This window comes from Terrabacter carboxydivorans, from assembly GCF_039532035.1.
GTDB lineage: Bacteria > Actinomycetota > Actinomycetes > Actinomycetales > Dermatophilaceae > Terrabacter > Terrabacter carboxydivorans.
This window is the reverse complement of sequence record NZ_BAAARE010000005.1, coordinates 140,373-166,557: the sequence shown is the minus strand read 5'-3', so window position 1 is coordinate 166,557 and position 26,185 is coordinate 140,373. Positions and strand designations below refer to the sequence as shown.

The following is a 26,185-nucleotide window of genomic DNA, read 5'->3' as shown; positions in this document are numbered from 1 at the left end:
CCGTCCGTGGTGCTGACGACCCGAGCCGCCTGGTCGGTCCTCGCCGGGGCCGTCCTGCTCGTGTGGTGGCCGACCGGGTCGACCGTCGCCCTGTGGGTCCTCACCGTCGCGGTGCTCGCAGCCGTCGACGTCGCGCTGGCGCCGTCCCCACGTCGGCTCCTGCTGGAGCGGACCACTCCGGCACAGGTGCGCCTGGGAGAGACCGTCGCCACCGACCTGCTCGTCACGAACCCCGGACGCCGCACCGTCCGTGGCGTGGTGCGCGATGCCTGGCCGCCCTCGACCGGGGCTGCGCCCGACCGTCACCCGCTGCGCGTCGGCGGCGGGGAGCGGGTCCGCGTCCGGACGCCGCTGCGTCCGACCCGCCGCGGCGACCGGGTGGCCGACCTCGTCACCGTGCGCACCCTGGGCCCGATGGGCCTGGCCGGTCGCCAGCGCTCGACCGAGGTGCCGGGCAGCGTGCGCGTCCTGCACCCGTTCCCGTCGCGGCGCCACCTGCCCAGCCGGCTCTCGCGGCTGCGCGAGATCGACGGCCGGTCAGCCGTGCGACGCCGCGGCCAGGGCACCGAGTTCGACTCGCTGCGCGACTACGTCGAGGGCGACGACGTGCGCTCGATCGACTGGCGGGCCACCGCCCGTCGCCAGTCGGTCGTGGTGCGCACCTGGCAGCCGGAGCAGCACCGCCGCGTCGTCATCGTCGTCGACACCTCGCGCACCAGCGCCGGTCGGGTCGGGGACGTCCCCCGTCTCGACGCGGCGATGGACGCCGCGCTCCTGCTCACCGCCCTCGCGAGCCGGGCCCACGACCGGGTCGACGTCATCGCCGGTGACCAGGTCGTGCGCGTCCGGGTCGGCGGCTCGGCCGAGCGGGGCAGCCTGCTCGCCGACGTCGTGTCCGCACTGGCCCCGGTCGATGCCTCCCTCGTCGAGGCCGACTGGACCGCCCTGGTCTCGGGGCTCATCGGCCGAGGCCACCGCCGGGCGCTCGTCGTGCTGCTCACCCCCCTCGAGCCGGCAGCGGTCGAAGAGGGCCTCCTCCCGGTGCTCCCGGCGCTGGTGGGTCGGCACCGCGTCGTGGTCGCGAGCGTGTCGGACCCCGCAGTCACGGCCCTGCGCCTGGCGCGCGACACCCTGCAGGACGCATACGGCGCCGCAGCGGCCGAGCGCACGACCAGTCAGCGGCGACGGGTCGCCGAGGCTCTCGAGCGACTCGGCGTCGACGTCATCGACGCCGACGCGGAGTCGCTGCCTCCACGTCTCGCCGACCACTACCTCCGCCTCAAGAGCGAGGGACTGCTCTGACGCTCAGCCGGCGACGAGAGCCGCGTCGCCCGCGGTGAAGGCCGCGACGTCACCGGTGGCGCCGAGCCGGTGGGCGCGCCGCCCGACGACGAACACGTAGAGGAGGAAGGCGGTCCAGGCGGTGAGGCCGATGGCGATCCGCGCCGCGGTGGGAAGGCCGGAGGGCGTCACGAACCCTTCGATGAGACCGCTGACGAGCAGCACCACGACGAGCCCGAGGGCCACCGCGACGACCGTGCGACCCGTGCGCGCGAACGAGGCCGAGCGCGAGAGGGGCCCGGGCTCCACCCAGGACCAGAAGAGCCGCAGGCCGGCCCCGCCCGCGACGAAGACGGCGGTCAGCTCGAGAAGGCCGTGGGGGAGGATCAGCCCGAAGAAGAGGGATGCCCGGTCGTGGCTGATCATGAGGGCAGCGACGACACCGAGGTTGACGACGTTCTGCCAGAGCAGGAGGAGCACGGGCAGGCCGAGAGCGCCGAAGGCGATGCACTGCGCCGCGACCCAGGCGTTGTTGACCCACACCTGCGTCGCGAACTCGTAGTGCGCGAACTCCGAGTAGTACCCCGCGAAGTCGGTGTCGACGTAGGCGCGGATCTGCTCGGCCGACAGCTGCGAGGTGTAGAGCTCCGGATGGGCGAAGGTCCACGCCGCGACGAGCGCCGCGAGCACGACACTGGCCACGAGCGTCGACACCCACCAGCGCCGGAGGCCGTAGAGCGCCGCAGGGAAGGTGCGCGTGAAGAAGGAGAGCAGGCCGGACCAGGTCGAGGCGTGACGCCCGGCGAGCGAGAGCCGCGCCCGGGTCAGGAGCAGCGACAGGTGTCGCACGAGCACGGGGTCGGGGGCCGTCGACCGCAACTGGGAGAGGTGCGTCGAGACGCGTTCATACAGCTCCAGCAGCTCGTCGGCCTCGGCCGCGGTGAGGCGGCGGCGTCTGCTCAGGGCGTCGAGGCGTTGCCACTGCTCGTGGTGCGCGGTGACGAGCGCGTCGACGTTCACGGCGTCACCCTAACCGCGGACGAACCGCAACGGGCCCGAGCCACGGCACGCCCCGCGTTCCGGGCGCGTCGGAGCGGGCCGAACGGCTAGCCTGCCTCGTGTGACGGCGAACGCGCGCAGCGCCACCGCGCCCTACCGGGGATACGCGGCCCAGGAGGCCGTGACGGGTGAGGGCGTGGCCATCGAGCTGCCCGTCGCCAACCTCGGCTCGCGTCTCGTGTCCGGCCTGATCGACGTGGTCACCTACGGACTGACCTGCTGGGGCCTCATCGTCCTGGTCGGGAGTCTCACCGAGCACTCGTCCGACGCCGTCCAGCGCACGGCCGTCATCGTCGTCCTCGTCGGGGTACTGGTCGGGGTCCCTGCCGCCACGGAGGCGGTGACGCGAGGTCGCACCCTCGGCAAGCTCGTCATGGGCCTCCGGGTCGTGCGCGACGACGGAGGCCCGGTGTCCTCGAGGCATACCCTGACCCGGGCGCTCGTCGGCTGGCCCGAGATCTACCTGACCACGGGGACCGCAGCGGTCATCGCCGCCCTCTCGAGCTCACGGGTCAAGCGCCTCGGTGACCAGGCGGCCGGCACCTACGTGGTCTCCGAGCGCAGCCGCCTCGACCTGTCGCCGCCACCGCAGATGCCCTCCGAGCTGGCGGACTGGGCGTCCCGAGCCGACATCGCCCCGCTCGACCCGGGCCTGGCCGCTGCCCTGCGCCAGTTCATCCCGCGCGCGGAGACCTTCGCCCCGGCTGCGCGTGAGGCCCACGGCCGCCAGCTGCTCGGACGCGTGCTCGTCTCGGTGGCTCCGGCTCCGCCACCGGGACACCACCCGGAGACCGTCCTGCGGGCGGTCGCGGCCGAGCGCTACCGCCGCGACCTCGTCCGGATCGCCCGGGACCAGCGCGTGCGCGACGCCGTCCTGCCCCGCGAGCCGTAGCCGTCCGCCGTCGGCGGCGGCCCGTGGTGGTCATCACGCGGCCACGGTGTGCTGCCGCGACCGCGCCGGGTGCATACTGGCTGTACGTGCTCCGGGGTCGGTGTAATTCCGAGCCGGCGGTTACAGTCCGCGACCCGCCCGCATCCAGCGGCCGGTTGACCTGGTGAAACTCCAGGACCGACGGTGAAAGTCCGGATGGGAGGCAGCACGAAACAGGCCGTCGTGGCCTGGGCCGTCGGCACCGTCCGGGCAGGCCCTGACCACGTGGGCGTGTGGAGTTACCCCGGAGTTCGTCCGATCCACGACGAACCACCAAGGACGAACACCACATGCGCTCTCTTGCTCTGGCGGACCAGACGAAGAACGTCTTCCAGCAGGCCATCGACGCCACGATCCCCATCGGCTCCTACCAGCTGCACTGGCTCGAGCTGATCGGCGTGCTCATCGGGCTCGCGTCCGCCTACCTCGGCATGCGCCGCTGGGTGTGGGCGTGGCCCGTGGGGATCCTCGCCAACATCATGCTGTTCTTCGTCTACCTCGGCGCGGTCTTCGGCGCGGACGAGCGGATCCCCCTCTTCGGGCAGGCGGGGCGCCAGGTCTTCTTCATCGTCACGAGCATCTACGGGTGGTGGCGGTGGTCGCAGGTGCGTCGGCTCAACCACGCGAGTGACTCGAGCGGGGTCGCCATCACGCCGCGCTGGGCCACGAGCCGTGAGCGGGTCGCCGTGATCGTCTTCTGGCTCGTCGGGACCGTGCTCGTCCACCAGGCCTTCGTCTGGCTCTGGAACCTCTCGCCCAACCCGTACTTCACGCCGCAGTGGTGGTTCTACTGGTGCGACGCGTGGATCTTCGTCGGCTCGATCGTCGCCACCTACGCGATGGCCCGGGGCTGGAACGAGTTCTGGCTGGCGTGGATCGGCGTCGACCTCGTCGGTGTGCCGTTCGCCTTCGCGACCGACTACGTGCCGACCGCGGTGCTCTACACCTTCTACGGCCTCTTCGTGGTCTACGGCTTCACGCAGTGGGTCAAGGTGTCCCGGGTCAGCGTGCCCGACGTCGAGCCCCAGCTGACCGGCACGTCGAGCTGACCCGTGGGTGCCACCTCAGCCCCCGCCTGGATGCGGCGAGCCCTCCAGCTCGCCGCCGCCGGGCCGTGGCCCGACCCGAACCCCCGGGTCGGGTGCGTGCTCGTCGCGCCGGACGGCACGGTCGTCGGTGAGGGCTTCCACCACGGTGCCGGCACTCCGCACGCGGAGATCGAGGCCCTTCGGGAGGCGGGGGACGCCGCGCGTGGAGCGACTGCCTACGTCACGCTCGAGCCGTGCTCCCACACGGGCCGCACCGGTCCCTGTGCGGACGCCCTCGTCGAGGCCGGTGTCGCCCGGGTGGTCTTCGCCCAGTCCGACCCCAACCCCGACGCCGCAGGCGGGGCCGAGCGGCTCCACGCCGCAGGCGTGCACGTCACCGGCGGCGTCCTCGCCGACGAGGCGGCGGCGGTCAACGAGCGCTGGGCGCGCACCGTCGAGCTGGGTCGGCCCCTCGTCACCTGGAAGCTCGCCTCGACCCTCGACGGTCGCAGTGCTGCCGCCGACGGCAGCAGCCAGTGGATCACCGGTGAGGCCGCCCGGGCCGACGTCCACCTGCTCCGGGCGACCCGCGACGCCGTCCTCGTCGGCACCGGCACCGTCCTCGCCGACGACCCCCGGCTCACGGTGCGTATGCCGGGTGGCGAGCTCGCGCCGGACCAGCCTCTTCGCGCCGTGATGGGTCTGCGGGAGGTCCCGCCGGTCGCGCGTCTGCACGACGCGCCCGGATCCGTGGTGCACCTCGCCACACGAGACCCGCGAGAAGCCCTGGACCTGCTGTGGCACAGGGGAGTCCGCGATGTCTGGCTCGAGGGTGGCCCCACTCTGGCTGCGGCCGTCCTGCGCGCCGGCCTCGTCGACGACGTCTATGCCTACGTCGCCCCGGCGCTGCTCGGCGCCGGGCGGCTTGCCGTCGACGACCTCGGCATCCGGTCCATCTCGGACGTCCGCCGGCTGGGTCTCGTCGACGTCGCCGTCGTCGGGGGAGACGTGCGCATCCACGCGGTCGCCACGACGACCGACGAACCCACGACCGCACCCGCCGACACCGCAACGACCACCACAGCGACCACCGCGCCCGCTGCACCACGCGCGACCGCCCCTGACCAGCGGGCACCCGCGCAAACCTGAGGAGAGACACATGTTCACCGGAATCGTCGAGGAGCTGGGCACCGTCGCCGGCATCGAGCACGGCACCGACTCGGCCGTGCTGCGCATCGAGGGCCCGCTCGTCGTCAGCGACGCCACGCACGGGGCCTCCATCTGCGTCAACGGCGTCTGCCTCACCGTCACCGAGCACGACTCGACCGGCTTCGCCGTCGACGTGATGGCCGAGACGCTGGCCCGCAGCAGCCTCGGCGCCCTGGCACCCGGCGACCGCGTCAACCTCGAGCGGGCGATGCCGGCCGACGGTCGCTTCGGTGGCCACGTCGTCCAGGGACACGTCGACGGCACCGCCACGATCACGGCACGCACGCCCGGGGACCGTTGGGAGACGGTCGACTTCACGCTCCCGCCGGACCTCGCGGCATACGTCGTCGAGAAGGGCTCGATCACCGTCGACGGTGTGTCGCTGACCGTGGCGCACGTGGGTGACGACGCGTTCGGCGTCTCGCTCATCCCGACCACGCTCGATCTGACCACCTTGGGGCACAAGGGAGTCGGCGACGTCGTCAATCTCGAGGTCGACGTCATCGCCAAGTACGTCGAGCGTCTGCTCACCCACCGGCAGGAGGCCGTGTCATGACCGCTCTGTCCACCGTCGACGAGGCGCTGGAGGCGCTCCAGGCCGGCCGGCCCGTCCTCGTCCTCGACGACGAGGACCGCGAGAACGAGGGCGACCTCGTCCTCGCCGCCGAGACCGCCACCGAGGACTGGATGGCGTGGACCATCCGGCACTCGTCCGGCTACCTCTGCGCCCCGATGCCCGACGAGGTCGCCGACCGGCTCGCGCTGCCGCTCATGGTCGCCGAGAACCGCGACCCGCTGCGCACGGCCTACACCGTGTCGGTCGACGCGGCCACCGGTGTCACGACAGGCATCAGCGCGGCCGACCGCCTGCGCACCGTCCAGGTGCTGGCCGATCCGGGGACGGAGCCCGCCGACCTCATCCGGCCCGGCCACCTGCTGCCGCTCCGTGCGCGACACGGTGGCGTGCTGACGCGTCCCGGCCACACGGAGGCCGCCGTCGACCTGACGAGGCTCGCGGGCCTGGCACCCGTCGGCGTCATCGGCGAGCTCGTCCACGACGACGGGACGATGATGCGCTTCGACGCGGTGGTCGCGCTCGGCCGCGAGTTCGGCCTGCCGGTCATCACCATCGAGCAGCTCGTCGACCACCGCCAGCGCCTCGACCGGGTCGAGCGCCTCGCGACGACGCGCATCCCGACGGTGCACGGCACCTTCACCGCCCACGGCTACCGCGACACCCTGACCGGAGACGAGCACGTCGCGCTCGTCAGCCCTCGCGGCCTCCACGGCCGCAGCCGCACCGGGCCGGTGCTGACGCGGCTGCACTCCGAGTGCCTGACGGGCGACGCCTTCGGCTCGCTGCGCTGCGACTGCGGTCCGCAGCTGCAGGCATCGCTGGCGCGCGTCGGGCGCGAGGGTGGCGTTGTCGTCTACCTCGGTGGGCACGAAGGCCGTGGCGTCGGCCTCGTCGACAAGCTGCGCGCCTACGCCCAGCAGGACCGGGGCGCCGACACCGTCGACGCGCAGACCGCGCTCGGGCTGCCCGTCGACGCGAGGGAGTACGCCGCCGGCGCGGCGATCCTGCACGACCTCGGCGCGACGGAGGTCGTGCTCCTGACGAACAACCCCAAGAAGGTCACGGCGCTGCGCCACCTCGGTGTCGACGTCGTCGCGGTCGAGCGGCTGCACGGCCCGATGGGCGAGGACAACGAGCAGTACCTCATCACCAAGCGCGAGCGCATGGGACACGACATCCCGGTCACGAGCGACCGGCACGGCGGCAAGGAGACAGCATGAAGGACGGCGCCCCCACCCTCACCACGGACGGGCGAGGCCTGCGGGTCGCGGTCGTCGCCGCGAGCTGGCACGAGCAAGTCATGGACGGCCTGCTCGACGGCGCGCGGCGCGGACTGGCCGATGCGGGCGTGACGTCGGTCGACGTCGTCCGCGTGCCCGGGACCTTCGAGCTGCCCGTGGCGTGCGCGACGCTCGCCGACCGCTACGACGCGCTCGTCGCGCTCGGCGTCGTCATCCGCGGTGGCACGCCCCACTTCGACTACGTCTGCCAGGCCGCGACGGTCGGCATCACCGACGTCTCGGTCCGCACGGCCACGCCGGTCGGCTTCGGGGTGCTGACGTGCGACGACGAGGCGCAGGCGCTCGACCGTGCCGGGCTCCCCGGGTCGGCCGAGGACAAGGGCCACGAGGCCGCCACGGCCGCCGTCGCCACCGTCGTCGCGCTGCGCGGCGTCGCCACGACGTGAGCACCGTCCGGACCGGCGCCGCCCGGCCCGTAGGCTGGGGCACCGTGAAGAGCTTTGAGCAGCTGTATGCCGAGCTGGCCGAGAAGGCGCAGACGCGACCCGAGGGTTCGGGGACCGTCGCGCAGCTCGACGCCGGTGTCCACGCGATCGGCAAGAAGATCGTCGAGGAGGCGGCCGAGGTGTGGATGGCCGCCGAGTACCAGTCGAACGACGAGGCCGCCGAGGAGATCAGCCAGCTGCTCTACCATCTGCAGGTCCTCATGCTCGCCAAGGGCATCTCGCTCGACGACGTCTACTCCCACCTCTGAGGACCCCGACCGCCATGCTGCGAATCGCCGTGCCCAACAAGGGCTCCCTGTCCGACGCGACCGTCGACCTGCTGCGCGAGGCGGGCTACCGCACGCGTCGTGACAGCAAGGAGCTCGTCGTCCCCGACGCCGAGAACGACGTCGAGTTCTTCTACCTGCGTCCCCGCGACATCGCCGTCTACGTCGGCTCGGGCACCGTCGACGCCGGGGTGACCGGCCGGGACCTGCTGCTCGACTCGGGCTCGGGCGCCGTCGAGGTCATGCAGCTCGGCTTCGGCGCCTCGACCTTCCGGTATGCCGGCAAGCCGGGTCAGGTCGCCACCGTCGAGGACATCGAGGGCAAGCGGGTGGCGACGTCGTATGCCGGCCTCGTGCGCTCGGACCTCGCCTCCCGCGGGGTGTCGGCCGAGGTCGTCCGTCTCGACGGGGCCGTCGAGACGGCCATCACGCTGGGGGTGGCCGACTGCATCGCCGACGTCGTCGAGACCGGGACGACGCTGCGCCAGCAGGGGCTCGAGGTCTTCGGCGAGCCGATCCTGCGGTCCGAGGCCGTCCTCATCCGCGGCGACCGCCCCGGTGAGGACCAGGCCATCGAGGTGCTGCAGCGGCGCATCGCCGGTGTCATCACCGCCCGCACCTACGTCATGCTCGACTACGACTGCCCGAAGGACCTCGTGGACCGGGCCTGCGAGCTGACGCCGGGCCTCGAGTCCCCGACCGTCTCCTCGCTCCAGGACGACGCGTGGGTGGCGGTGCGCGCCATGGTGCCGCGCCTCGGTCGCAACCGCCTCATGGACGAGCTCTACGACCTCGGGGCGCGGGCGATCCTCGTCACCGACATCGCCGCCTGCCGCCTGTGACGCCCGAGGCTCGGAGGGATCGCATGACGCCGCACGACTCGCAGGCCCAGCCCGCAGCGGGCGCGGACGCGTGGGCGCCCTTCCGGCCCCGGCGCGGTCGCACCGTGGCGCTCGGTGTCGTGTGGGCCTCGCTCGTCGTCTTCGGCGTCATCGCCGTCGTCATGCCGACCCAGGTCGACGGGCGGTGGGGGATCGGCGACCGGTTGATGTTCTTCGGGCTCGGTGTCGCCGTCGCCCTCATCGCGTGGCGCTACGCCTCCATCGTCGCCGTCCCGAGCCGGGCCGGGCTCGTCGTGCGCAACCTCGTGCTGACCCGGACCCTCGCCTGGCCGGAGATCGTCGGCATCCAGTTCGGTGGCGGCGAGCCGTGGGTCACGCTCGACCTCGAGGACGGGGACTCCGTGGCGGTCATGGCCATCCAGAAGGCGGACGGCGCCGTGTCGGGGCGGGAGGCCTCGCGGCTCGCGGCGCTCATCCAGGCCTTCGGCGAGGCCCGCGAGCCGGACCGGCCGCAGGGACCAGCGTGACCGGCGAGCCGACCCCGGAGCGCATGCGGCACGCCCTGGGCCACTTCGCGACCGGTGTCACCATCGTGACCGGGCTCGCCGACGACGGAGCCCCGGTCGGCTTCGCCTGCCAGTCGTTCGCGTCCGTCTCGCTCCACCCGCCGCTCGTGCTCTTCTGCGCCGACCACCGCGGCCGGTCCTGGCCGCGGATGCGGGGGCAGGGCCGCTTCACCGTCAACGTGCTCGGTCACGACCAGCGCGACCTCATCGCGAGGTTCGGCTCGGCCGCCGGCGCCCGCTTCGACGGCCTCGACTGGACCCCGTCGGAGCGCGGCGGTCCCAGCCTGCCCGGAGTCCTCATGCGGGTGCACTGCTCGGTCGAGCAGGTCCACGTGGCAGGGGACCACGACGTCGTCGTCGGCCGGGTGCTCGACCTCGAGGACGGCGAGTCGGGCCGGCCCATGCTCTTCTACCGCGGTCGCCTCACGGTCACCGAGCGGCGGGCGTCGTCGGCTGCCGACGAGGCCCTCGGGGACGCCCCGGAGGCGATGGACGACTACTGGGGCTGACGCACGGGACCCGGCCACACGGCATACGCGCCCTCACAGCCGCAGACCACGCAAGACACCGAGCAGACGCCGACCACTGCGGTCGCAGCCGGGCCGACGTCACACCTACTCGGTGTGTTGCCGGGGACGGGTGTCGGTGCCGGGGACGAGACCGTCCCACGACCAGCGCGGGACGGTCAGGCCGTCGGGCACCTCGTCCGCCGACCCGTGGTAGGTGGAGAGGTAGCCGGTCGCCCACGTGAAGTAGCCGACGAGGGTGTCGTGCAGCGCCGGGTCGAGGTCGAGCCCGGTGTCGGAGAGCGCGGCGGCGAAGCAGGCGACGGCCCGCTCGTCCATCTCGCGGTGCTCGCCGTGGCCCGAGTGCAGGCGCACCACCTCCGACTCGCTCGTCACCGTCGAGGTGTAGGTGTTCGGGCCTCCCAGCGCCTCGGCCCAGTACGACGCGAGCCTCGCGCTGTGGTCCGGGTGGTAGCCGTGCGAGAAGGCGTGCGCCACGACGGGGTCGGCGAGGCAGCGCTCGTGCCAGGCCTCGGCGAGCTGCACGAGGGCGGGCAGGCCGCCCAGGGCGTCGTAGATCGTCCGTTCCACCGTCGCAGGCTCCCACCGCAGACCGTCGTCGACAAGGCCCGACTCGGGGCGACCCCGATGACGACCACACCGCCCCGTGACCCCGGGCGACGGCCCGGGGTCACGGGTTCAGCGGAAGTGGATGAAGTTGGACGGCCAGGAGGAGCTGCCTCGGGCGAGGATGCGACGGCCGCTCATCGAGGTGTAGGTCGCCCCGAGCACCGTGCCGCCGTAGCCGCTCTCCGAGATCGCGACGGTGTTGCCGTCGGCGCTGACCCAGTCGACGTACGCGACGTGGTTGCTGTTCCACTGGGCGATGTCGCCGACGCGGGGGCGCTGGTCCACGGCGAAACCCTTGGCCCGCGCACTGGTGTCCCAGTCCGTGGCGTTGCCGAGGTTGCCGGGGTTGACGACCCCGTCCCGGGAGAGGCGGTAGGCGGAGAAGTTGGTGCAGTTGTTGCCCCACGCGTCGACCGGGTAGCCCCACGCCCTCTGGCCGTAGTAGCCGAAGCGCTGGATGCAGTTCTGGGTCGCTCGGGAGTAGCAGGTCCAGCCGGTCGGGGCCGGACCGCCGGTGATGGCCCACGTCACGGTGGTGCCGCGGTAGACGGCGACGTTCGCGGTGCTGAGCACGCGCAGCACCGCCCCGGAGCCGCTCGTCTGCGTCGCCCACTGGGTCACGCCGCTGCTGTTGCGCACGACGAAGTTGCCGTCGGTCTGCATCGTCGCGACGTTGCCGGCTCCGCTCGTGAAGGTCGCCCACTGGCGGACGCCGCTCGACGAGCTGAGCACGAGGTTGCCGTCGGTGCGCATGGCGAGGCTCCACCCCGACCCAGACGAGAGGATCGACTCGCCCGGTCGCAGCACCTGTCCGGCGAGCAGCCGGTCGTAGCGGATGCCGCGGTGGTCCCAGACGGTCGTCGTGCCCTGACGGACCTGGAGCAGGCCGTCGTTCGTCAGGGTGAGCACCCCTCCGGCCCAGCCGTTCGTGCCGCTGGACCAGGCGACGCTGCCGTCGGGCCGCAGGACGACGGCGTTGCCGTCGGTGCGCATGCCGAGCCGGTTGCCGGCACCCGGGGTCGCGCTCGACCAGCGCCTGGACCCACCGGAGGTCGAGACGACGAGGTTGCCGTCGGCCTGCATCGTGGCGACGTAGGCACCCGACGGGGAGCGGAGCGCGGTGGTGGACGACAGCACCTGGCCGGAGCCGAGGGTGGCGCCGGCGGAGTAGGTGAAGCCATCGGCCTTCACGACGCTGCCCGCCCGGGTCGTGACGCGGATCGAGGTCAGCCCGGTCGACAGCCTGGCGGGGACGACGGCGGTCAGCGTGGTGGCCGAGACCCGCTTCCACGACGTCACGGCGACGCTGCCGAGCTGCACCGCGCTGACGTCGGTGAACGACGTGCCCCGAAGGGTCAGCACGGTGCCGCCGCTGAGCGGCCCGGACGCGGGGGACACCGACGTGACGACGGGCGGGTTCTGGTAGGTGAACCGGTTGCCCGGCGCGACCGGCGAGGTGCCGCCGGGAGTCACGACGCGCACGTCGACGTCTCCCTCGGCGTGGGTCGGGAGCGTGACCCGCAGCGTGGTGGCGGACACACGGGTCACGGCCGTCGCGGGCACGCCGCCGAACGTCACGGAGGAGACCCTGTCGTATGCCGTCCCGGTCAGCGTGATCGTGTCGCCGCCCTTGGTGGGGGCGAGGGCGGGCGACACCGACGTGATGGTCGGGACGGCCTGGTAGGTGAACTGTGCCGCGTCGACCACGGGAGAGACGCCGCCCGGGGTCGTGACGCGCAGGGTCACGGTGCCGACCGCTCGTGCAGGAGCCGTGACCTGCAGCTGGGTGTCGGAGACGGCGACGAGGGAGGTGCCGGGCAACCCGCCGAAGTCGACCGCTGTGGCACGTCCGAGCCGTGTGCCGGTGATGACGACCACGCCGCCGCCGACCAGGGGCCCCGCGGGTGTCGACAGGCTCGTGACGGCGGGGACACCGACGTAGGTGAAGACGCTGCTGTCGCTGTCGGGGCTCGTCCCGTTGACGTTGACGACCCGGACGGCGACGGCGCCCTCGGCCTGCGCCGGGGAGGTGACGCGCAGGGCGGTGTCGGAGAGTCGGACGAGGCCCGTGCCGGGGACGGAGCCGAAGCTCACGGCGGTGACGTTGGAGAGGTGCGTCCCGGTGATCGTCACGACGGTGCCGCCCTGCAGGGGACCGGCGGTCGCGGAGAGGGAGGCGATGGCGGGCGGGAAGCCGTACGCGAAGCGCGAGCGGGTCCCGGCCACCGACGTGCCACCGGGGGTGGTGACGACGACGTCGACCTGCTCAGGGACGTGCGCAGGCGTCGTCACCCGTACGACCGTGTCCGAGACCCGCACGAGGTCGGTCGCGGTCGCCGTGCCGAAGCGCACGGCCGTGGCGCGGGTGAGTCCGGTGCCGGTCAGCGTCACCACGGTGCCGCCCGCGGGGGGACCGGTCTGGGGCGAGATGGTCGTGATGGACGGCACGGGGTCGAACGCGAACGTCGTCGCCGCGGTCAGCGGGGACGTGCCGTAGGGGGTCGTGACGACGACGCCGACGACGCCGACCGGCCGGGCGGGGGTGGTGGCCCGGATGCTCGTGGGGGAGAGCACGGTGAACGATGCGGCGGTGGGTCCGAAGGCGACCCGGGTCGCGCCGGCGAGGTGCTGACCGGTGAGCGTCACGGTCGTGCCCCCGAGCACGGGACCCGCCCCGGTCGACAGCGACGTGACGGTCGGGGGTGCCTGGTAGCCGAAGCGGGCGCTCGTCGACGCCGTGGAGGTGCCGCCGGGTGAGGTCACTCGCACGTCGACGGTGCCGATCGCCGCTGCGGGGCTCGTCACGCGCAGGGTGGTCGGTGAGACGCGGACGACGTTCGTGGCGGTCACGGCGCCGAACTGGACGGCCGTCGCCGTGCCGAGCGCCGTGCCGGTCAGGGTGACCGTGGTGCCTCCAACCGTGGGGCCCGAGGTCGGTGAGATCCCCGTGAGGGTCGGGACGGCCTGGTAGGAGAAGTTGCTGGCCGGTGACGGGCGCGACGTGCCGGACGTCGTGCGCACCTGGACGTCGACCGTGCCGACGGCCCTCGCCGGTGTCGTGACCCGGAGCTGGGTGCTCGAGAGCACGGTCGGGCGGGCTGCGGTCCCGCCGAACGTCACGATGGCCGAACCACGGAAGCCCGTGCCCGTCACGAGCAGGACGTTGCCGCCCCGGACCGATCCCGCGGGGGCGGACAGGGACGTGACGGTCGGGACGGAGGCCACCGACGGGAGGGGGCTCGCGACGTAGGTGAACCGGTCGGCGGCGGTGACGACCGAGGTGCCGCCGGGTGTCGTGGCCACCACGTCCACGACGCCGGCTGCGTGGGCCGGCGCGGTGACGCGGACCTGCGTGTCGGAGATCCGGACGAGACCGGTGGCCGGTGCCGCGCCGAAGCGGACCGCGCTCGCCCGCTGCAGGCCCGTGCCGCTGACGACGACCGTCCGGCCGCCTCGGGCCGTCGCGCTGCGCATCGACATGCCCGTCACGGTGGGTACGGCGTCGAAGGCGAACGTGGCGCCCGGCGTGACCGGCGAGGTGCCGCCGGGGGTGGTGACGCGGACGTCGACGGACCCGGCCGGGTGCGCCGGGGTGACGACGCGGACCTTGGTGCTCGACACCTGGGCGACCGCCGTGACGGCGACGGTGCCGAACCAGACCTTGGTCGCTCCGCCGACACCCGTGCCCGAGAGCTCGACCGTCGTGCCGCCTCGCGTCGGTCCGGCGGGGACGGAGAGGCTGACGCTCGTGGGAGCCGCGACCGGCGCCGTCGCCTGGATCGAGACCGGGGCGGCTGCAGCGGTGGCGGCGCCGGCGAGGCCGGGCACCCCGGCGACCAGGCCGAGCGCCACGACCAGGGACACGACCCGTCGGGGCGGTGAGGGGTCGGTCCGACCGTCTCGATGTGTTCGCGGGTGGGGCCCAGGCAACATACGTCGGTCTCCTAGCAGTCAGCACGTCCGGCGAGCATTCTGCACAGGCATTTCGTCCGTTGTACGTGGTTTGGACCTAATTGCCAGGAACCAGGTGCCCCACCAGCCCCAGTCGTGGGGTCGCCGAGGCCTCGATCGGGGCCGGCCGGAGGAGGCTCGCGGGGCGGCTGGGGGCCGCTCGGGGGTGGCTCGGTGGCCACTGACGGGTCGGTCCGTGAGGCGGTCGAGCACCTGGTCCGGGCTGGGTCGAGCGGTCCTCGAGGGTCAGTCGACGCGACGCAGGTCCGGCCGCAGGCGCAGGACGACGAGGCCCTGGACGGCGCCGATGGCAGCCAGGACGGCCCACACGACCGACAGGCCACCGGTGACGTCGCGCAGCAGCCCCATCGCGAGCGGCCCGATCGAGGCGATGCCGTAGGAGATGAGGAAAGCCATGCCGGTCAGGCGGCCGCTGGCCTCGGGTGTCCGGGCGTAGCGCACGAGCAGCACGAGCGCCAGGGAGAACGCGGCGCCCTGCCCGAGCCCGGTGACGACGGCCCACACCCACGGGGCGGTGAGGGGCGCGAGCCAGATGCCGACCGAACCTGCGACCCCGAGCGAGGCCGCCGGCAGCAGGAGCCGGCGCATGTCGGTCGTGCGGTCGCTGAGGACCGGGCCGAGCAGTCCCGACACGATCTGGGCGCCGCTGAAGGCTGCGGCGAGGTAGCCCGCCGACGCCCGGGACCAGCCGTGCTCGACGTACGTCGGGGCGAGCCACGTGACGGCGGAGTAGAAGCACCAGGACTGCAGGGCGAGGTAGCCGGCGACGAGCCACGCGGTGGGGTGGCGCCAGGGGAGGCGGCCGGGGCCCTCCTCGTCGGGGGTGTGGTGCGGGTTGGCGCGGACGGTGAACGGTGCCCAGGCCAGGGCTCCGACGAGCGCGACGACCGACCACGAGCCGAGGGACGCCTGCCAGCTGCCGAGCCGGTCGGCGAGGGGCACGGCGATCGCCGAGCTCGCGGCGGCGCCACCCATCATGGCGAGCATGTACAGGCCCGTGACGAGCCCGACGCGCTCGGGAGGGAAGTAGGTCTTGACGAGCCGGGGCAGCAGGGTGCCGGCCACGGCGATCCCCACCCCGCAGACGAACGTCCCGGCATACAGCACGACGACGTGGCCGCCGGCGAAGCGGCTGGCCGTGCCCGCGAGGATGCCGACGACAGCGCCGAGCACCGCGCCGGCCGCGCCGGTGTGGTGGGCGATCCGGCTCGCCACCGGCGCGAAGACCCCCATGCACAGCACCGGCAGCGTCGTCAGGGCGCCGGCGGCAGCGTGGCTGAGCCCGAGGTCCGTCGAGATCGCGTCGAGCAGCGGCGGGATGCTCGTGATGGCGATCCGCAGGTTGGCCGCGACCGCGACGAGCGCGACCGCCATGACCCAGACCGCGGGGAGGGGCCGGACGGCTCGTCGACGTGTGCGCACCGTCAGAGACTAGATGTGTCGAGCACGAGGTCCGCGCGTTCCCTCGTCGCGTCGGCCGTGAAGAGCGCCGTCTCCTGGTCGGCCCACCGCTGCCACTGCGGGCGGTAGGCCTCCCCGTCGCGCTCGATCCCGCGACGCATCCGGAGCGCGACGTCGGCGTCGACGAAGACGGAGACGGCGGCATACGACCCCGCGGGCCCGACGCTGGATCCGCACCCCTCGACGACGAGGAAGCGGCAGGGCGGCACCTCGCGGGTGCCGGCCCACTCCTCGCGCACCCAGCTCCAGATCCGGTAGGCCGCGGGCCTGCCGCTCGCGAGCGGCTCGAGCACCTCGGTGGTGAGCAGCCCGGGCGCCTGGGCCAGCCCGTCCCAGCCCGGGTAGAGGTGGTCCATGTGCACCACAGACACCGGGCCTTTTCTGGCGAGGGCGAGCTCGACCCCGCTCGCGAGCGTCGTCTTGCCGGCGCCGCTCGGGCCGTCGAGGGCGACGACGACGACCTCACCGCAGCGGGGCCGCGCCGCGAGCGCGAGCGACACGACGGCACGCACGTGCTCCTCGCGCGGCGGCCGCGTCACCTCGTCCCACATGGGCGCGAGACTACCCACCCGCGCCACTGGCCTAGATTTGTCGCATGCCGGTCGCCACGAGAGTCATCGCCTGCCTGGACGTCGACGCGGGGCGTGTCGTCAAGGGCGTCAACTTCGAGAACCTCCGCGACGCCGGCGACCCCGTCGAGCTCGCCACGCTCTACGACGAGCAGGGGGTCGACGAGCTGACCTTCCTCGACGTCACGGCGAGCAGCGGTGACCGTGAGACCACCTACGACGTCGTGCGACGCACGGCAGAGCAGGTCTTCATCCCGCTCACGGTCGGTGGCGGCGTGCGCACCGTCGACGACGTCGACCGGCTGCTGCGCGCCGGCGCCGACAAGGTCGGTGTCAACACGGCCGCCATCGCCCGACCCGAGCTGATCGCCGAGATCGCGAGCCGTTTCGGCGCCCAGGTGCTCGTCCTGTCCGCCGACGTGCGGCGGCGGCTCGGCGACGACGGGCGACCCACCGACGACTTCGTCATGACGACGCACGGTGGTCGCACGCCGGTCGACCTCGACGCCGTCGAGTGGTGCGCACGGGCCGCCGAGCTCGGCGCCGGTGAGATCCTGCTCAACTCGATGGACGCCGACGGCACCAAGGACGGCTTCGACCTCGAGCTGATCCGCCGGGTCCGCGCCGCGGTGTCGGTCCCCGTCATCGCGAGCGGCGGCGCCGGACGGGTCGAGCACTTCGCGCCGGCCGTCGCCGCGGGCGCCGACGCGGTGCTCGCCGCCAGCGTCTTCCACTTCCGCGAGCTCACCGTCGGCGAGGTCAAGGACGCCCTGGGCGCCGCGGGCGTGACGGTCCGCTGAGCGGTCGGTGGCTCAGCTGATGCCGAGCTCGGCCTGCTGCAGCGCGGCGATGTCGTCGGCGTCGCCCTCGAGCTCGACCCGTGCCACGTCCTTGCGGCCGTAGGCGTAGAGCACGAGCTCGGCCGGCGTCCCCCGCAGGATGACGGTGCCGTGCTGGTCGGGGAGCTTGGCGGCGTGCCGCCCCTGGCCCTCGCCGATGAGCACGATGCCGGTGGCGGACTTGCGGAACATCAGGCGCGCCGAGCGCTTGAGCGCCGACCAGAGCTTGCCCTGCAGCGCGTCGGGCAGCTCGCGCGGCTCCCAGCCGGGCTGTGCGCGGCGCACGTCCTCGAGGTGGACGAAGTACTCGACGAGGTTGGTCAGCTCGTCGACCTTGGGGTTCGACATGGGGTTCCACGCAGGAGCGCCCTGACGCACCCGTGCGACGAGGGCGGTGTAGTCGCCCAGCGCCATGCGGCGCTGCTCGCGCTCGAGGCGACCGGCGAGGAAGGGCACGAGGTTGCCGACGGCGAGGTCGGGGCGCCCCTCCCGGATGACGAGGTGGGCCGCGAGGTCGCGGGTGTCCCAGCCCTCGCACAGGGTGGGGCGGTCGGGCCCGAGCCGGTCGAGCTCGTCGCAGAGCTGGAGGCGTTCGGACTGGGCGTGGCGGGTCATGCGCCCATCCTCTCAGCACGGGGTGGGTCCGAATCCGGTGGCCGTCCGGGGCGCCTGCTGCCTAGGGTCGGACCGTGATCGAGCTCGTGCGCCCCACCGTCGACCTGGCCGGCTCGTGGTGGGAGATGGTCGACGACTTCGGCGACGAGACCATCCACGGGTCGGGCTACCGTCCGGGCGACCGCGACGCCCTGCGCGACCCGGAGGTCTTCGAGGAGTGGGCCGACTGGCTCGGCCGGATGGAGCGGCCGGACGAGGCGCTGCCGGAGGGCCGGGTGCCGTCGTCGAACCGGTGGGTCGTCCGGGACGGTCGCGTCGTCGGCACCATCGCCGTGCGTCACGCGCTGACGCCCTCGCTCGTCGCCGAGGGCGGACACATCGGGTATGCCGTGTCGCAGGGTGCCCGGCGCCAGGGCGTCGCCCGCGAGGCGCTCCGTCTCGCGCTCGAGCTGGCCGCGGCCCGGGGCATCGACCCCGTGCTCGTGACGTGCGACGTCGACAACATCGGGTCGGCCCGCACCATCGCCTCGGCCGGGGGCGTGCTCGAGGACGAGCGCGACGGGGTGCTGCGGCACTGGGTGAGCACGGGTGCTCCCGCGCGTCCGATCGGACCGGGTCCCATCGAGACGCGGGAGGCGCGCCTCGTCCCCATCACGCCCGGGGACGCCGCCGCGATGCGTGCCGGGGAGCGCCGGGCCGACTGGGCCGAGGGCTACCCGCGCGAGGACGACCTCGACGCCGTCGGGATGATGACCTCCGGTCCGGACGCCTGGTCACCGCGGCACGTCGTGCGCCGCTCCGACGGTCTGGCGGTCGGCTCGATCGGGTGCTTCGGGCCGCCGGAGGACGGCGTCGTCGAGGTCGGCTACGGCCTCGTCCCGGACGCCCGTGGCGGCGGTCTCATGACCGACGTGCTCTCGGCGATGGTGCGCTCCCTCGAGGCGGCGGGCCTGCGCGTCGTCGCGCACACCGAGGCGGGCAACCGTGCGAGCCAGCGGGTCCTCGCCCGCCTCGGGTTCCGCCGGGTCACCGACCCGGGCGAGGGGGCGGGGGAGGACGCGGGCGCGGAGACCGAGTGGTCGTGGGCCAGGCCGGCCGGTGCCGGGCGTGTCGCCCGTGTCGGCGGTGTCGGCGAGCCGTGAGAGGCTGGGGGGTCGCCCGAAGAGCAGGTCGGCACGCAGACCACCAGGGGAGCAGCGCACCGTGAACGTCCCGACCACCTCGACCCTTCGGGAGGGTCTCGCCGTCATCGGCCGGGGCATCAAGGGCCAGCCGCGCTGGTTCTCGCTCGCCGTCCTCGGCAGCGTCGTCTACGGCGTCATGACGAGCCTCACGGCGGCCGCCATCGGCTACGTCGTCAAGCAGGCCGTCGCCCCGGCGATCGCCGCCCGTCACGTCACCGCTGGGCAGCTGTGGTTCATCGGGGGCGTCATGGCGGCCGTCGTGCTGACCACGACGATCGGGGTCATCGGGCGGCGCATCGCCGGTGGCGTCGCGATGTACAACCTCGGCGCGATGTACCGCCGTCAGGTCACCCGTCAGTACCTCCGGCTGCCGCTCAGCTGGCACCACCGGCACCCGTCCGGGCAGCTGCTCTCCAACGCCAACGCCGACGTCGAGGCGACCTGGAACATCTTCGCGCCCCTGCCGATGGCCCTCGGCGTCGTCGTCATGCTCGTCTTCGGCATCGTCCAGATGGTCGTCGTCGACCCGTGGCTCGCCGTCGTAGGCCTCACCGTCTTCCCGATGCTCTTCCTCGCCAACGTCGCCTTCCAGCGCGCCATGTCGCCGCGGGTGACCCGGGCGCAGCAGCTGCGGGCCGACGTCTCCGAGGTCGCGCACGAGAGCTTCGAGGCGGCGCTCATCGTCAAGTCGCTCGGGCGCGAGGACCACGAGGCCGAGCGCTTCCGCGGGGTGACGCACGAGCTGCGCGACGCCAACATCGAGGTCGGCCGCACGCGGGGCCGCTTCGACCCCGCCATCGAGGCCATCCCGACGGTGGGGACGCTCGCGGTGCTCTTCGTCGGGACCCTGCGCGTGCAGAGCGGCCTGCTCTCCGCGGCCGAGGTCGTCCAGATCGCCTACCTCTTCTCCATCCTCGCCTTCCCGGTGCGGGCCCTCGGCTGGGTCCTCGCCGAGCTGCCGCGCGCCGTCGTGGGCTGGAACCGCGTGTCGGCCGTGCTCGACGCGACGGGCAGCATGACCTACAGCGAGCGCTCGCTGCCCTCGGGCCGCGCCAGCCACCTGCAGGCCGAGCGGCTCGCCTACGCCTACGAGATCGAGTCCGAGGACGGCGAGGCCGACCGCAACCCCGCCGTCGTCGACGTCACCCTCGACGTCGCGCCCGGTGCCACGGTCGCGCTGGTGGGACCCACCGGCAGCGGCAAGTCGACCCTGACCAACCTCGTCATGCGGCTCGTCGACCCCGACAGCGGTGCGGTGCTCGTGGACGGCATCGACCTCCGTGAGGTGCGTCGCGGCGGCGTGAGCGAGGTCGCGGCCCTCGTCGCCCAGCAGACCTTCATGTTCGACGACAGCGTCCGCGGCAACATCACCCTCGGTGCCGCCCACGACGACGAGAGCGTCTGGCAGGCACTTCACGTCGCCCAGGCCACCGGCTTCGTCGAGCGGCTGCCCGACGGTCTCGAGACCCATGTCGGCGAGCGGGGAGCCAGTCTCTCCGGTGGACAGCGTCAGCGAATCGCCTTGGCCCGCGCGGTGATCCGTGAGCCCCAGCTGCTCATCCTCGACGACGCCACGTCTGCGGTGGACCCCAGTGTCGAGCAGGCCATCCTGGCGCGGCTGCGCGAGGCGAGCTCCGGCACGACGGTTCTCGTCGTCGCCTACCGCATGGCCACGATCCTGCTCGCCGACGAGGTGGTCTACATGGAGGGCGGCCACGTGGTCGACCACGGCTCGCACGACCAGCTGCTCGGTCGGTGCGTGGGCTACGAACGGCTCGTGACGGCATACGCCCGCGAAGCCGCCGAGCGAGAGGCGATCGCCGCCGACGAGGAGGTCTCCCGATGAGCATGCGGTCACAGGTCCTCGTCGAGCACCACGGCGTGGCGACGGGCAAGGAGATGACGACGTGGCAGACGCTGCGTCGGGGTGTCGAGCTCTCACCCGAGCTGCGCAAGGGCATCTGGGTCACGGTGCTGCTCGCCGTGCTCTCGACGCTCGGGCGGGTGCTCGTGCCGTTCGTGGTCCAGCGGATCACCGACGACGGCATCCTCGCCGCCGGCGGCCCCGACACCGGCGTCGTCGCCACCTACATCGGCATCGCGCTCGTCGGCGTGGTCGTCACGGCCTTCTCGGCCTACTTCGTCAACATCCGTCTCTTCCAGACGTCCGAGAACGGCCTGGCGACCCTGCGGCTCAAGGCGTTCCGCCACATCCACGACCTCGCGATGCTCACCCAGAACACCGAGCGTCGCGGCTCCCTCGTCTCACGTGTGACCTCCGACGTCGACACGATCTCGATGTTCGTGCAGTTCGGCGGTCTCATGCTGCTCATCAACATCGCGCAGATCTCGCTCGCGACCGTCCTCATGGTCATCTACAGCCCGCTGCTCGGTCTCGTCGTGTGGCTCTGCTTCGTGCCGCTCTTCGTCATCATCCGCAGGTTCCAGGGCATCGTCGGCCGCGCCTACACGCGGGTGCGTGAGCGGGTCGGCGACATGCTCGGGGCCATCTCCGAGGCCGTCGTCGGCGCCCAGGCGATCCGCGCCTACGGCGTCGAGGACCGCACCGCCGAGCGCATCGACGCCGCCGTCGAGGCGCACCGCAAGGCCGCGATCGGGGCCCAGGCGCGCTCGGTCGTCGCCTTCACCTCGGGGCAGGTCGTCTCGGGGCTCACCACGGCGGTGGTCCTCGTCGTCGGCACGGTCCTCGCGGCGCGCGGGAGCCTGACCCTCGGCGAGCTGCTCGCCTTCCTTTTCCTCGTCAACCTCTTCACCCAGCCCGTGCAGCAGGCCACCGAGATCCTCAACGAGATGCAGAACGCCGTCGCCGGCTGGCGGCGCGTCATCGGCATCATCGACACCCCGGCCGACGTCTCCGACCCCGGCGAGTCGGGCGTCACGCTGCCGCGCGGGCCGATCACCGTGCAGTTCAACGAGGTCGGGTTCGCCTACCCGGGTGGCGAGCCGGTGCTGCACGACATCGACCTGACGATCGCGCCCCGCAGCCGCGTGGCCATCGTCGGCGAGACCGGCTCCGGCAAGTCGACGCTCGCCAAGCTGCTGACGCGGCTCATGGACTCGAGCAGCGGGCAGGTGCTCCTCGACGGCGTCGACCTGCGCACCATCCGGTTCTCCTCGCTCCGCTCGCGCGTCGTGCTCGTGCCGCAGGAGGGCTTCCTCTTCGACGGCACGCTGCTCGACAACATTCGCTTCGGCCGGCCCGAGGCGAGCGAGGACGACGTCCGCCTCACCCTCACCGAGCTCGGGCTCGACGCGTGGGTCTCGACCCTGCCGCTCGGGCTCGGCACGGACGTCGGCCAGCGCGGCGAGTCGCTGTCGGCGGGGGAGCGGCAGCTCGTCGCCCTGGCGCGCGCCTACCTCGCCGACCCCGACCTGCTCGTCCTCGACGAGGCCACCTCGGCCGTCGACCCGAGCACCGAGGTGCGCCTGCAGCGCGCGCTCGACTCGCTCACCCGGGGCCGCACGTCCATCGCCATCGCGCACCGGCTCTCCACCGCGCAGGCAGCCGACGAGGTGATCGTCGTCGACGCGGGCCGCATCGTCGAGCGCGGACCCCACGCCGAGCTGGTCCGGCTCGGCGGCGTCTACTCGAAGCTGCACGAGTCGTGGGTCGCCCAGCAGCAGGCCGTCTGACCCGCACCCCGCTCCGGCACCGAACACCGCGTTCGGTGCCGGACGCGGTGTCGGAGCGGTGAGCTCGCGACCGAACGCCGCGTTCGACGCCGGGGGTTGGGCTGCGGTCGGTCGGCGGTCGGGCTGCCGCCTGTCCGCCGTCTGCCCGCACGCTGCACGTCGGTGGCGCGGTGGCGGTGTGACCCACGGTCGCCGTCCGGGCAGAATGTCCCGGTGACCGACACCACCGACCAGACGCCGTCCCCCGCGACGCTCGACCCCCAGATCGCCGCGCTGCTCAAGCGCGACGAGCACGGACTCGTCGCCGCCGTCGTGCAGCAGCACGACTCGCGCGACGTGCTCATGGTCGGTTGGATGGACGACGAGGCGCTGCGCCGCACCCTGACCGAGGGGCGTGTGACCTTCTGGTCGCGCAGCCGCCAGGAGTACTGGCGCAAGGGCGACACGAGCGGCCACGCGCAGTGGGTCAAGGGCGTGCGTCTCGACTGTGACGGCGACGCCCTGCTCGTCAGCGTCGACCAGGTCGGCGCGGCGTGCCACACCGGCGACCGCACCTGCTTCGACGCGCGGGTGTTGCCCGCCACGGTGGGCGAGCCCGTCTCCGCGGACTGAGCGCCAGGGGCCTCAGGACGGCGCGGGACGACGCGCGGGGACCGGCGGAGAGGGGAAGGGCGCAGGCCCGTCGGCGCCCGGCTGGGGCGCCGACACCAGACCTTTACCGGAACCCACCCAAATCGGACATTTCCTTTTCCCTAGGAGGCGGTTCCCCGGCGCTACGTTCCTCCCCGCGCGGATCCCCGCGCGATGGATGACGCACCCCGGAGGACCGCTCGTGTACCGACCCCGTCTTGCCGCGTTACTGCTCATCGGCGCCGCCCTCGCGGCTCCTGCCACCCTGCTCACCTCGACCCCGGCGTCGGCCGCGGTGCCCGACGCGCCCCACTGCTCGACCTCCGGCACGTGGCGCCAGGGCGAGCTCAACGTGTACTGGTTCGACGTCGAGCAGGGCGACTCCCAGCTCGTCGTCGGCCCGACCGGCAAGACGCTGCTCATCGACCTCGGCGAGACCGCCTGGAACTCCACCGGCTCCGGCACCGAGGCCACGTCCGTGGCCGCCCAGATCCGCAGCATCTGCGGCATCGCGTCGGGGCCCGTCCACCTCGACTACGTCATGGCCTCCCACCACCACCTCGACCACATCGGCTACCCCGGCAATCCCAACGACGCGCCGACGGCATACGGCAACGGCATCTACCAGCTGCTGACCCCCACCTCGGTCGGAGGGCTGGGCTTCACCGTCGGCCAGGTCCTCGACCACGACGGCGGCGTCTGGACCGACAGCAACGGCGACAAGGACTGCGACGTGGGCACGACGGCCGCGCCCAGCACCGAGACCGCCTGGCACAACGTCGGCACGACGTCCCAGACCTCGAAGCGCTGGATCTGCTGGCTCTACGGTCCGAGCGGCCAGGCCGACCGGGCCAACATCGACGGCAAGGTGCTGCGGGTGACCAACACCGCGGCGTGGCCCACGCTCGACCTCGGCACGGGGGTTACCTCGGCGGTCGTGGAGGCGAACGGCAAGGACGTCAAGGAGGCCGACGGTGTCACCCCGGTGAGCGGTGACCACAGCGCCGACGCGCTCCCGCCGAGCGAGAACGACTACTCGATCGGGCTGCGCACCTCCTTCGGTCCCTTCGTCTACGGCACGGCCGGCGACAGCGACGGCGAGTACGCGACGAGCGCCAACAGCTACACGTACAACAACATCGAGGCCCTGCTCAGCACGAAGATGGGCGCCGTCAACGCCCTCCGGGCCAACCACCACGGCTCGGGCCACTCCTCGTCCGACGCCTACCTCAACGCCACGAAGCCGCAGGTCGGGTTCATCTCGTGCGGGGCCAACTCCTTCGGCCACCCGGGCAACCGCACGCTGAACGCCTTCCGCTCGGTCGGCGCCGACATCTTCCTGGCCAACGACCCGTGCGACACGACCGACCCGAGCGGTGCACCCATCGACTACACGGGCACCTTCAACCACAACGGCACGGTCCACCTCGCCACGACCGGGACCGGTGCGGGCTTCACCGTCGACTACGACAGCGGGACGAAGACGTATGCCACGCGGACCGGTGGCAGCGGCGGATCGACGGGCGACCCCTCCAAGGTCGAGGTCAACGAGTTCCTGATGGCCCCCTCGGGCACCGGGACGGAATGGGTCGAGCTGTACAACCCGACGACGAGCCCCGTCGACATCGGCGGCTACTACGTCGACGACGTCGCCGGTGGCGGCGGCGCACCCAAGGCGGTCCCGGCCGGGACCACGATCCCGGCGGGCGGTAGGTGGGTGATGGACGTCGGCACGGGCTACCTCAACAACACCGGCTCGGAGTCCGTGCGGTTCCTCAAGATCGCCGGTGGCGTGGAGACCGTCTACGACTCCTACACCTACTCGCTGGGGTCGACCCAGTACGACAAGGTCTTCCACCGCACGTCCGACGGCGGCGCCTGGTGCTCGACGATCTCCGCGAACGTCACCAAGGGCACCGCCAACCCCGCCACCTGCCCGTGAGGCGCCGGCTCATGGCAGGCCTCGCGGGGGCGGTGCTCGTGGTGGGCGGCGGCGTCGCCGTGACGACCGCCGCGGCCTCCGGTGGCGGCGACGTCACTGCCGTCTCCGGCAACGCCGCAGGCGCCTCGGCCTCGCCCCGACCCGTCGCGGTCGTCCGGCCGCCGGCACCGGGGCCGGTCGTGCTCGTCAGCGGACGGGACGACCACGGCGAGCTGGCCGCTGCCGTCGTCGCCGTGCACGCCGCAGCCGGCAGCACGACCGTGACCGGGGACGTCCGGGACGGCACGCTGGCCCGCGTGGTCGCGGTCCAGGGAACCTGGCTGCAGGTCCGCACCCTAGAGGGGCCGCCCGTGCAGGGCTGGGTGGACGACTTCTACCTCCGGAGGGAGATCCACCTGGTCGGTCCGCCGCCCGGTTGCCGGCCCGCCCTGGACGGCCACCCCCTCCCGGCCGGACAGCAGGCCGTCGTCCTGGACGTCAGGGCACGGCAGGTCCGGGTGCAGCTCGTCGGCGTGGCGACCACGGGGTGGGCGCCCCGTGCCGCCGTGCACGAGCTGGCTCCCACCGAGGGCTGCGGCTCGAGGACGGCATCCGCGGCCCACACGGGTGGCCACCACCACTGACGAGCCTCCTCGTCGCACCACCGGACGCCGTCGGGACACCGTCCCAACGGCGTC

At 73.0% G+C, this 26,185-nt stretch carries 24 protein-coding genes and 1 riboswitch; of the genes, 18 read left to right on the top strand and 6 right to left on the bottom strand.

Going from position 1 to position 26,185, the window contains the following annotated elements:
* Positions 1 to 6: 6 nt before the first annotated feature.
* On the top strand, positions 7 to 1,302 hold the full coding sequence (locus ABD297_RS07250) for a DUF58 domain-containing protein (protein ID WP_344254165.1): 1,296 nt from the start codon (positions 7 to 9) through the stop codon (positions 1,300 to 1,302).
* A gap of 3 nt (positions 1,303 to 1,305) precedes the next feature.
* On the opposite strand, the gene ABD297_RS07245 is transcribed toward ABD297_RS07250, so the two are convergent.
* Positions 1,306 to 2,301 carry a stage II sporulation protein M gene (locus ABD297_RS07245; RefSeq protein ID WP_344254164.1) on the bottom strand — a complete coding sequence of 332 codons (996 nt, stop codon included), beginning with the start codon at positions 2,299 to 2,301 and terminating at the stop codon, positions 1,306 to 1,308.
* 100 nt (positions 2,302 to 2,401) lie between these two features.
* Between ABD297_RS07245 and ABD297_RS07240 the strand changes: the two genes are divergently transcribed.
* The 10 genes from ABD297_RS07240 to ABD297_RS07195 all read left to right on the top strand — a co-directional run bounded on the left by ABD297_RS07240 (position 2,402) and on the right by ABD297_RS07195 (position 10,015).
* A complete protein-coding gene (locus tag ABD297_RS07240) occupies positions 2,402 to 3,232 on the top strand; it encodes an RDD family protein (protein ID WP_344254162.1) in 831 nt (276 codons plus the stop codon).
* 83 nt (positions 3,233 to 3,315) lie between these two features.
* Positions 3,316 to 3,444, top strand: a riboswitch (FMN riboswitch).
* A gap of 117 nt (positions 3,445 to 3,561) precedes the next feature.
* On the top strand, positions 3,562 to 4,320 hold the full coding sequence (locus tag ABD297_RS07235; RefSeq protein WP_344254161.1) for a nicotinamide mononucleotide transporter family protein: 759 nt from the start codon (positions 3,562 to 3,564) through the stop codon (positions 4,318 to 4,320).
* A 3-nt stretch (positions 4,321 to 4,323) separates the two neighbouring features.
* On the top strand, positions 4,324 to 5,448 hold the full coding sequence (gene ribD / locus ABD297_RS07230; RefSeq protein WP_344254160.1) for a bifunctional diaminohydroxyphosphoribosylaminopyrimidine deaminase/5-amino-6-(5-phosphoribosylamino)uracil reductase RibD: 1,125 nt from the start codon (positions 4,324 to 4,326) through the stop codon (positions 5,446 to 5,448).
* A gap of 10 nt (positions 5,449 to 5,458) precedes the next feature.
* Positions 5,459 to 6,064: a riboflavin synthase gene (locus tag ABD297_RS07225; protein ID WP_344254159.1), complete on the top strand. Its 606-nt coding sequence runs from the start codon at positions 5,459 to 5,461 to the stop codon at positions 6,062 to 6,064.
* Entirely contained in the window at positions 6,061 to 7,305 is a 1,245-nt protein-coding gene (ribB, locus tag ABD297_RS07220) for a 3,4-dihydroxy-2-butanone-4-phosphate synthase (protein WP_344254158.1), read from the top strand. Before ABD297_RS07225 ends, ribB begins: the two co-directional genes overlap by 4 nt.
* Positions 7,302 to 7,772: a 6,7-dimethyl-8-ribityllumazine synthase gene (gene ribH / locus ABD297_RS07215; protein WP_344254157.1), complete on the top strand. Its 471-nt coding sequence runs from the start codon at positions 7,302 to 7,304 to the stop codon at positions 7,770 to 7,772. The genes ribB and ribH overlap by 4 nt, the downstream gene beginning before the upstream one ends.
* Positions 7,773 to 7,816: 44 nt before the next feature.
* Positions 7,817 to 8,080 (top strand): phosphoribosyl-ATP diphosphatase, encoded by a 264-nt coding sequence (locus tag ABD297_RS07210; RefSeq protein WP_028785574.1) that lies wholly within the window; start codon positions 7,817 to 7,819, stop codon positions 8,078 to 8,080.
* 14 nt (positions 8,081 to 8,094) lie between these two features.
* Positions 8,095 to 8,940: an ATP phosphoribosyltransferase gene (gene hisG / locus ABD297_RS07205; RefSeq protein ID WP_344254156.1), complete on the top strand. Its 846-nt coding sequence runs from the start codon at positions 8,095 to 8,097 to the stop codon at positions 8,938 to 8,940.
* A 23-nt stretch (positions 8,941 to 8,963) separates the two neighbouring features.
* Positions 8,964 to 9,467, top strand: coding sequence for a PH domain-containing protein (locus ABD297_RS07200; RefSeq protein ID WP_344254155.1), 504 nt, complete (start codon positions 8,964 to 8,966; stop codon positions 9,465 to 9,467).
* Positions 9,464 to 10,015, top strand: a complete 552-nt coding sequence (locus tag ABD297_RS07195; protein WP_344254154.1) for a flavin reductase family protein — start codon at positions 9,464 to 9,466, stop codon at positions 10,013 to 10,015. Before ABD297_RS07200 ends, ABD297_RS07195 begins: the two co-directional genes overlap by 4 nt.
* Before the next feature lie 105 nt (positions 10,016 to 10,120).
* On the opposite strand, the gene ABD297_RS07190 is transcribed toward ABD297_RS07195, so the two are convergent.
* The 4 genes from ABD297_RS07190 to ABD297_RS07175 all read right to left on the bottom strand — a co-directional run bounded on the left by ABD297_RS07190 (position 10,121) and on the right by ABD297_RS07175 (position 16,626).
* Positions 10,121 to 10,603 (bottom strand): globin domain-containing protein, encoded by a 483-nt coding sequence (locus ABD297_RS07190; RefSeq protein ID WP_344254153.1) that lies wholly within the window; start codon positions 10,601 to 10,603, stop codon positions 10,121 to 10,123.
* Positions 10,604 to 10,711: 108 nt separating this feature from the next.
* A complete protein-coding gene (locus ABD297_RS07185) occupies positions 10,712 to 14,506 on the bottom strand; it encodes an IPT/TIG domain-containing protein (protein ID WP_344254152.1) in 3,795 nt (1,264 codons plus the stop codon).
* Positions 14,507 to 14,839: 333 nt separating this feature from the next.
* Positions 14,840 to 16,036: an MFS transporter gene (locus tag ABD297_RS07180; RefSeq protein ID WP_344254151.1), complete on the bottom strand. Its 1,197-nt coding sequence runs from the start codon at positions 16,034 to 16,036 to the stop codon at positions 14,840 to 14,842.
* A 2-nt stretch (positions 16,037 to 16,038) separates the two neighbouring features.
* The gene (locus tag ABD297_RS07175) at positions 16,039 to 16,626 is read right to left on the bottom strand and encodes a uridine kinase family protein (RefSeq protein ID WP_344254150.1); all 588 of its coding nucleotides are present in this window, start codon (positions 16,624 to 16,626) and stop codon (positions 16,039 to 16,041) included.
* Positions 16,627 to 16,670: 44 nt separating this feature from the next.
* Between ABD297_RS07175 and hisF the strand changes: the two genes are divergently transcribed.
* Entirely contained in the window at positions 16,671 to 17,444 is a 774-nt protein-coding gene (gene hisF / locus ABD297_RS07170) for an imidazole glycerol phosphate synthase subunit HisF (RefSeq protein ID WP_344254149.1), read from the top strand.
* A 12-nt stretch (positions 17,445 to 17,456) separates the two neighbouring features.
* Here hisF and ABD297_RS07165 read toward each other — a convergent pair whose 3' ends face one another.
* Positions 17,457 to 18,098 (bottom strand): TIGR03085 family metal-binding protein, encoded by a 642-nt coding sequence (locus tag ABD297_RS07165; protein ID WP_344254148.1) that lies wholly within the window; start codon positions 18,096 to 18,098, stop codon positions 17,457 to 17,459.
* Positions 18,099 to 18,172: 74 nt separating this feature from the next.
* On the opposite strand from ABD297_RS07165, the gene ABD297_RS07160 reads away from it, so the two are divergent.
* The 6 genes from ABD297_RS07160 to ABD297_RS07135 all read left to right on the top strand — a co-directional run bounded on the left by ABD297_RS07160 (position 18,173) and on the right by ABD297_RS07135 (position 26,131).
* Positions 18,173 to 19,240, top strand: a complete 1,068-nt coding sequence (locus ABD297_RS07160) for a GNAT family N-acetyltransferase (protein ID WP_344254147.1) — start codon at positions 18,173 to 18,175, stop codon at positions 19,238 to 19,240.
* A gap of 61 nt (positions 19,241 to 19,301) precedes the next feature.
* A complete protein-coding gene (locus tag ABD297_RS07155; RefSeq protein ID WP_344254146.1) occupies positions 19,302 to 21,128 on the top strand; it encodes an ABC transporter ATP-binding protein in 1,827 nt (608 codons plus the stop codon).
* Positions 21,125 to 22,936, top strand: coding sequence for an ABC transporter ATP-binding protein (locus ABD297_RS07150; protein ID WP_344254145.1), 1,812 nt, complete (start codon positions 21,125 to 21,127; stop codon positions 22,934 to 22,936). The genes ABD297_RS07155 and ABD297_RS07150 overlap by 4 nt, the downstream gene beginning before the upstream one ends.
* 213 nt (positions 22,937 to 23,149) lie before the next feature.
* The gene (hisI, locus tag ABD297_RS07145; protein WP_344254144.1) at positions 23,150 to 23,548 is read left to right on the top strand and encodes a phosphoribosyl-AMP cyclohydrolase; all 399 of its coding nucleotides are present in this window, start codon (positions 23,150 to 23,152) and stop codon (positions 23,546 to 23,548) included.
* Positions 23,549 to 23,768: 220 nt separating this feature from the next.
* Positions 23,769 to 25,508 carry a lamin tail domain-containing protein gene (locus ABD297_RS07140; RefSeq protein WP_344254143.1) on the top strand — a complete coding sequence of 580 codons (1,740 nt, stop codon included), beginning with the start codon at positions 23,769 to 23,771 and terminating at the stop codon, positions 25,506 to 25,508.
* A gap of 11 nt (positions 25,509 to 25,519) precedes the next feature.
* On the top strand, positions 25,520 to 26,131 hold the full coding sequence (locus ABD297_RS07135; RefSeq protein WP_344254142.1) for a hypothetical protein: 612 nt from the start codon (positions 25,520 to 25,522) through the stop codon (positions 26,129 to 26,131).
* Positions 26,132 to 26,185 lie beyond the last annotated feature (54 nt).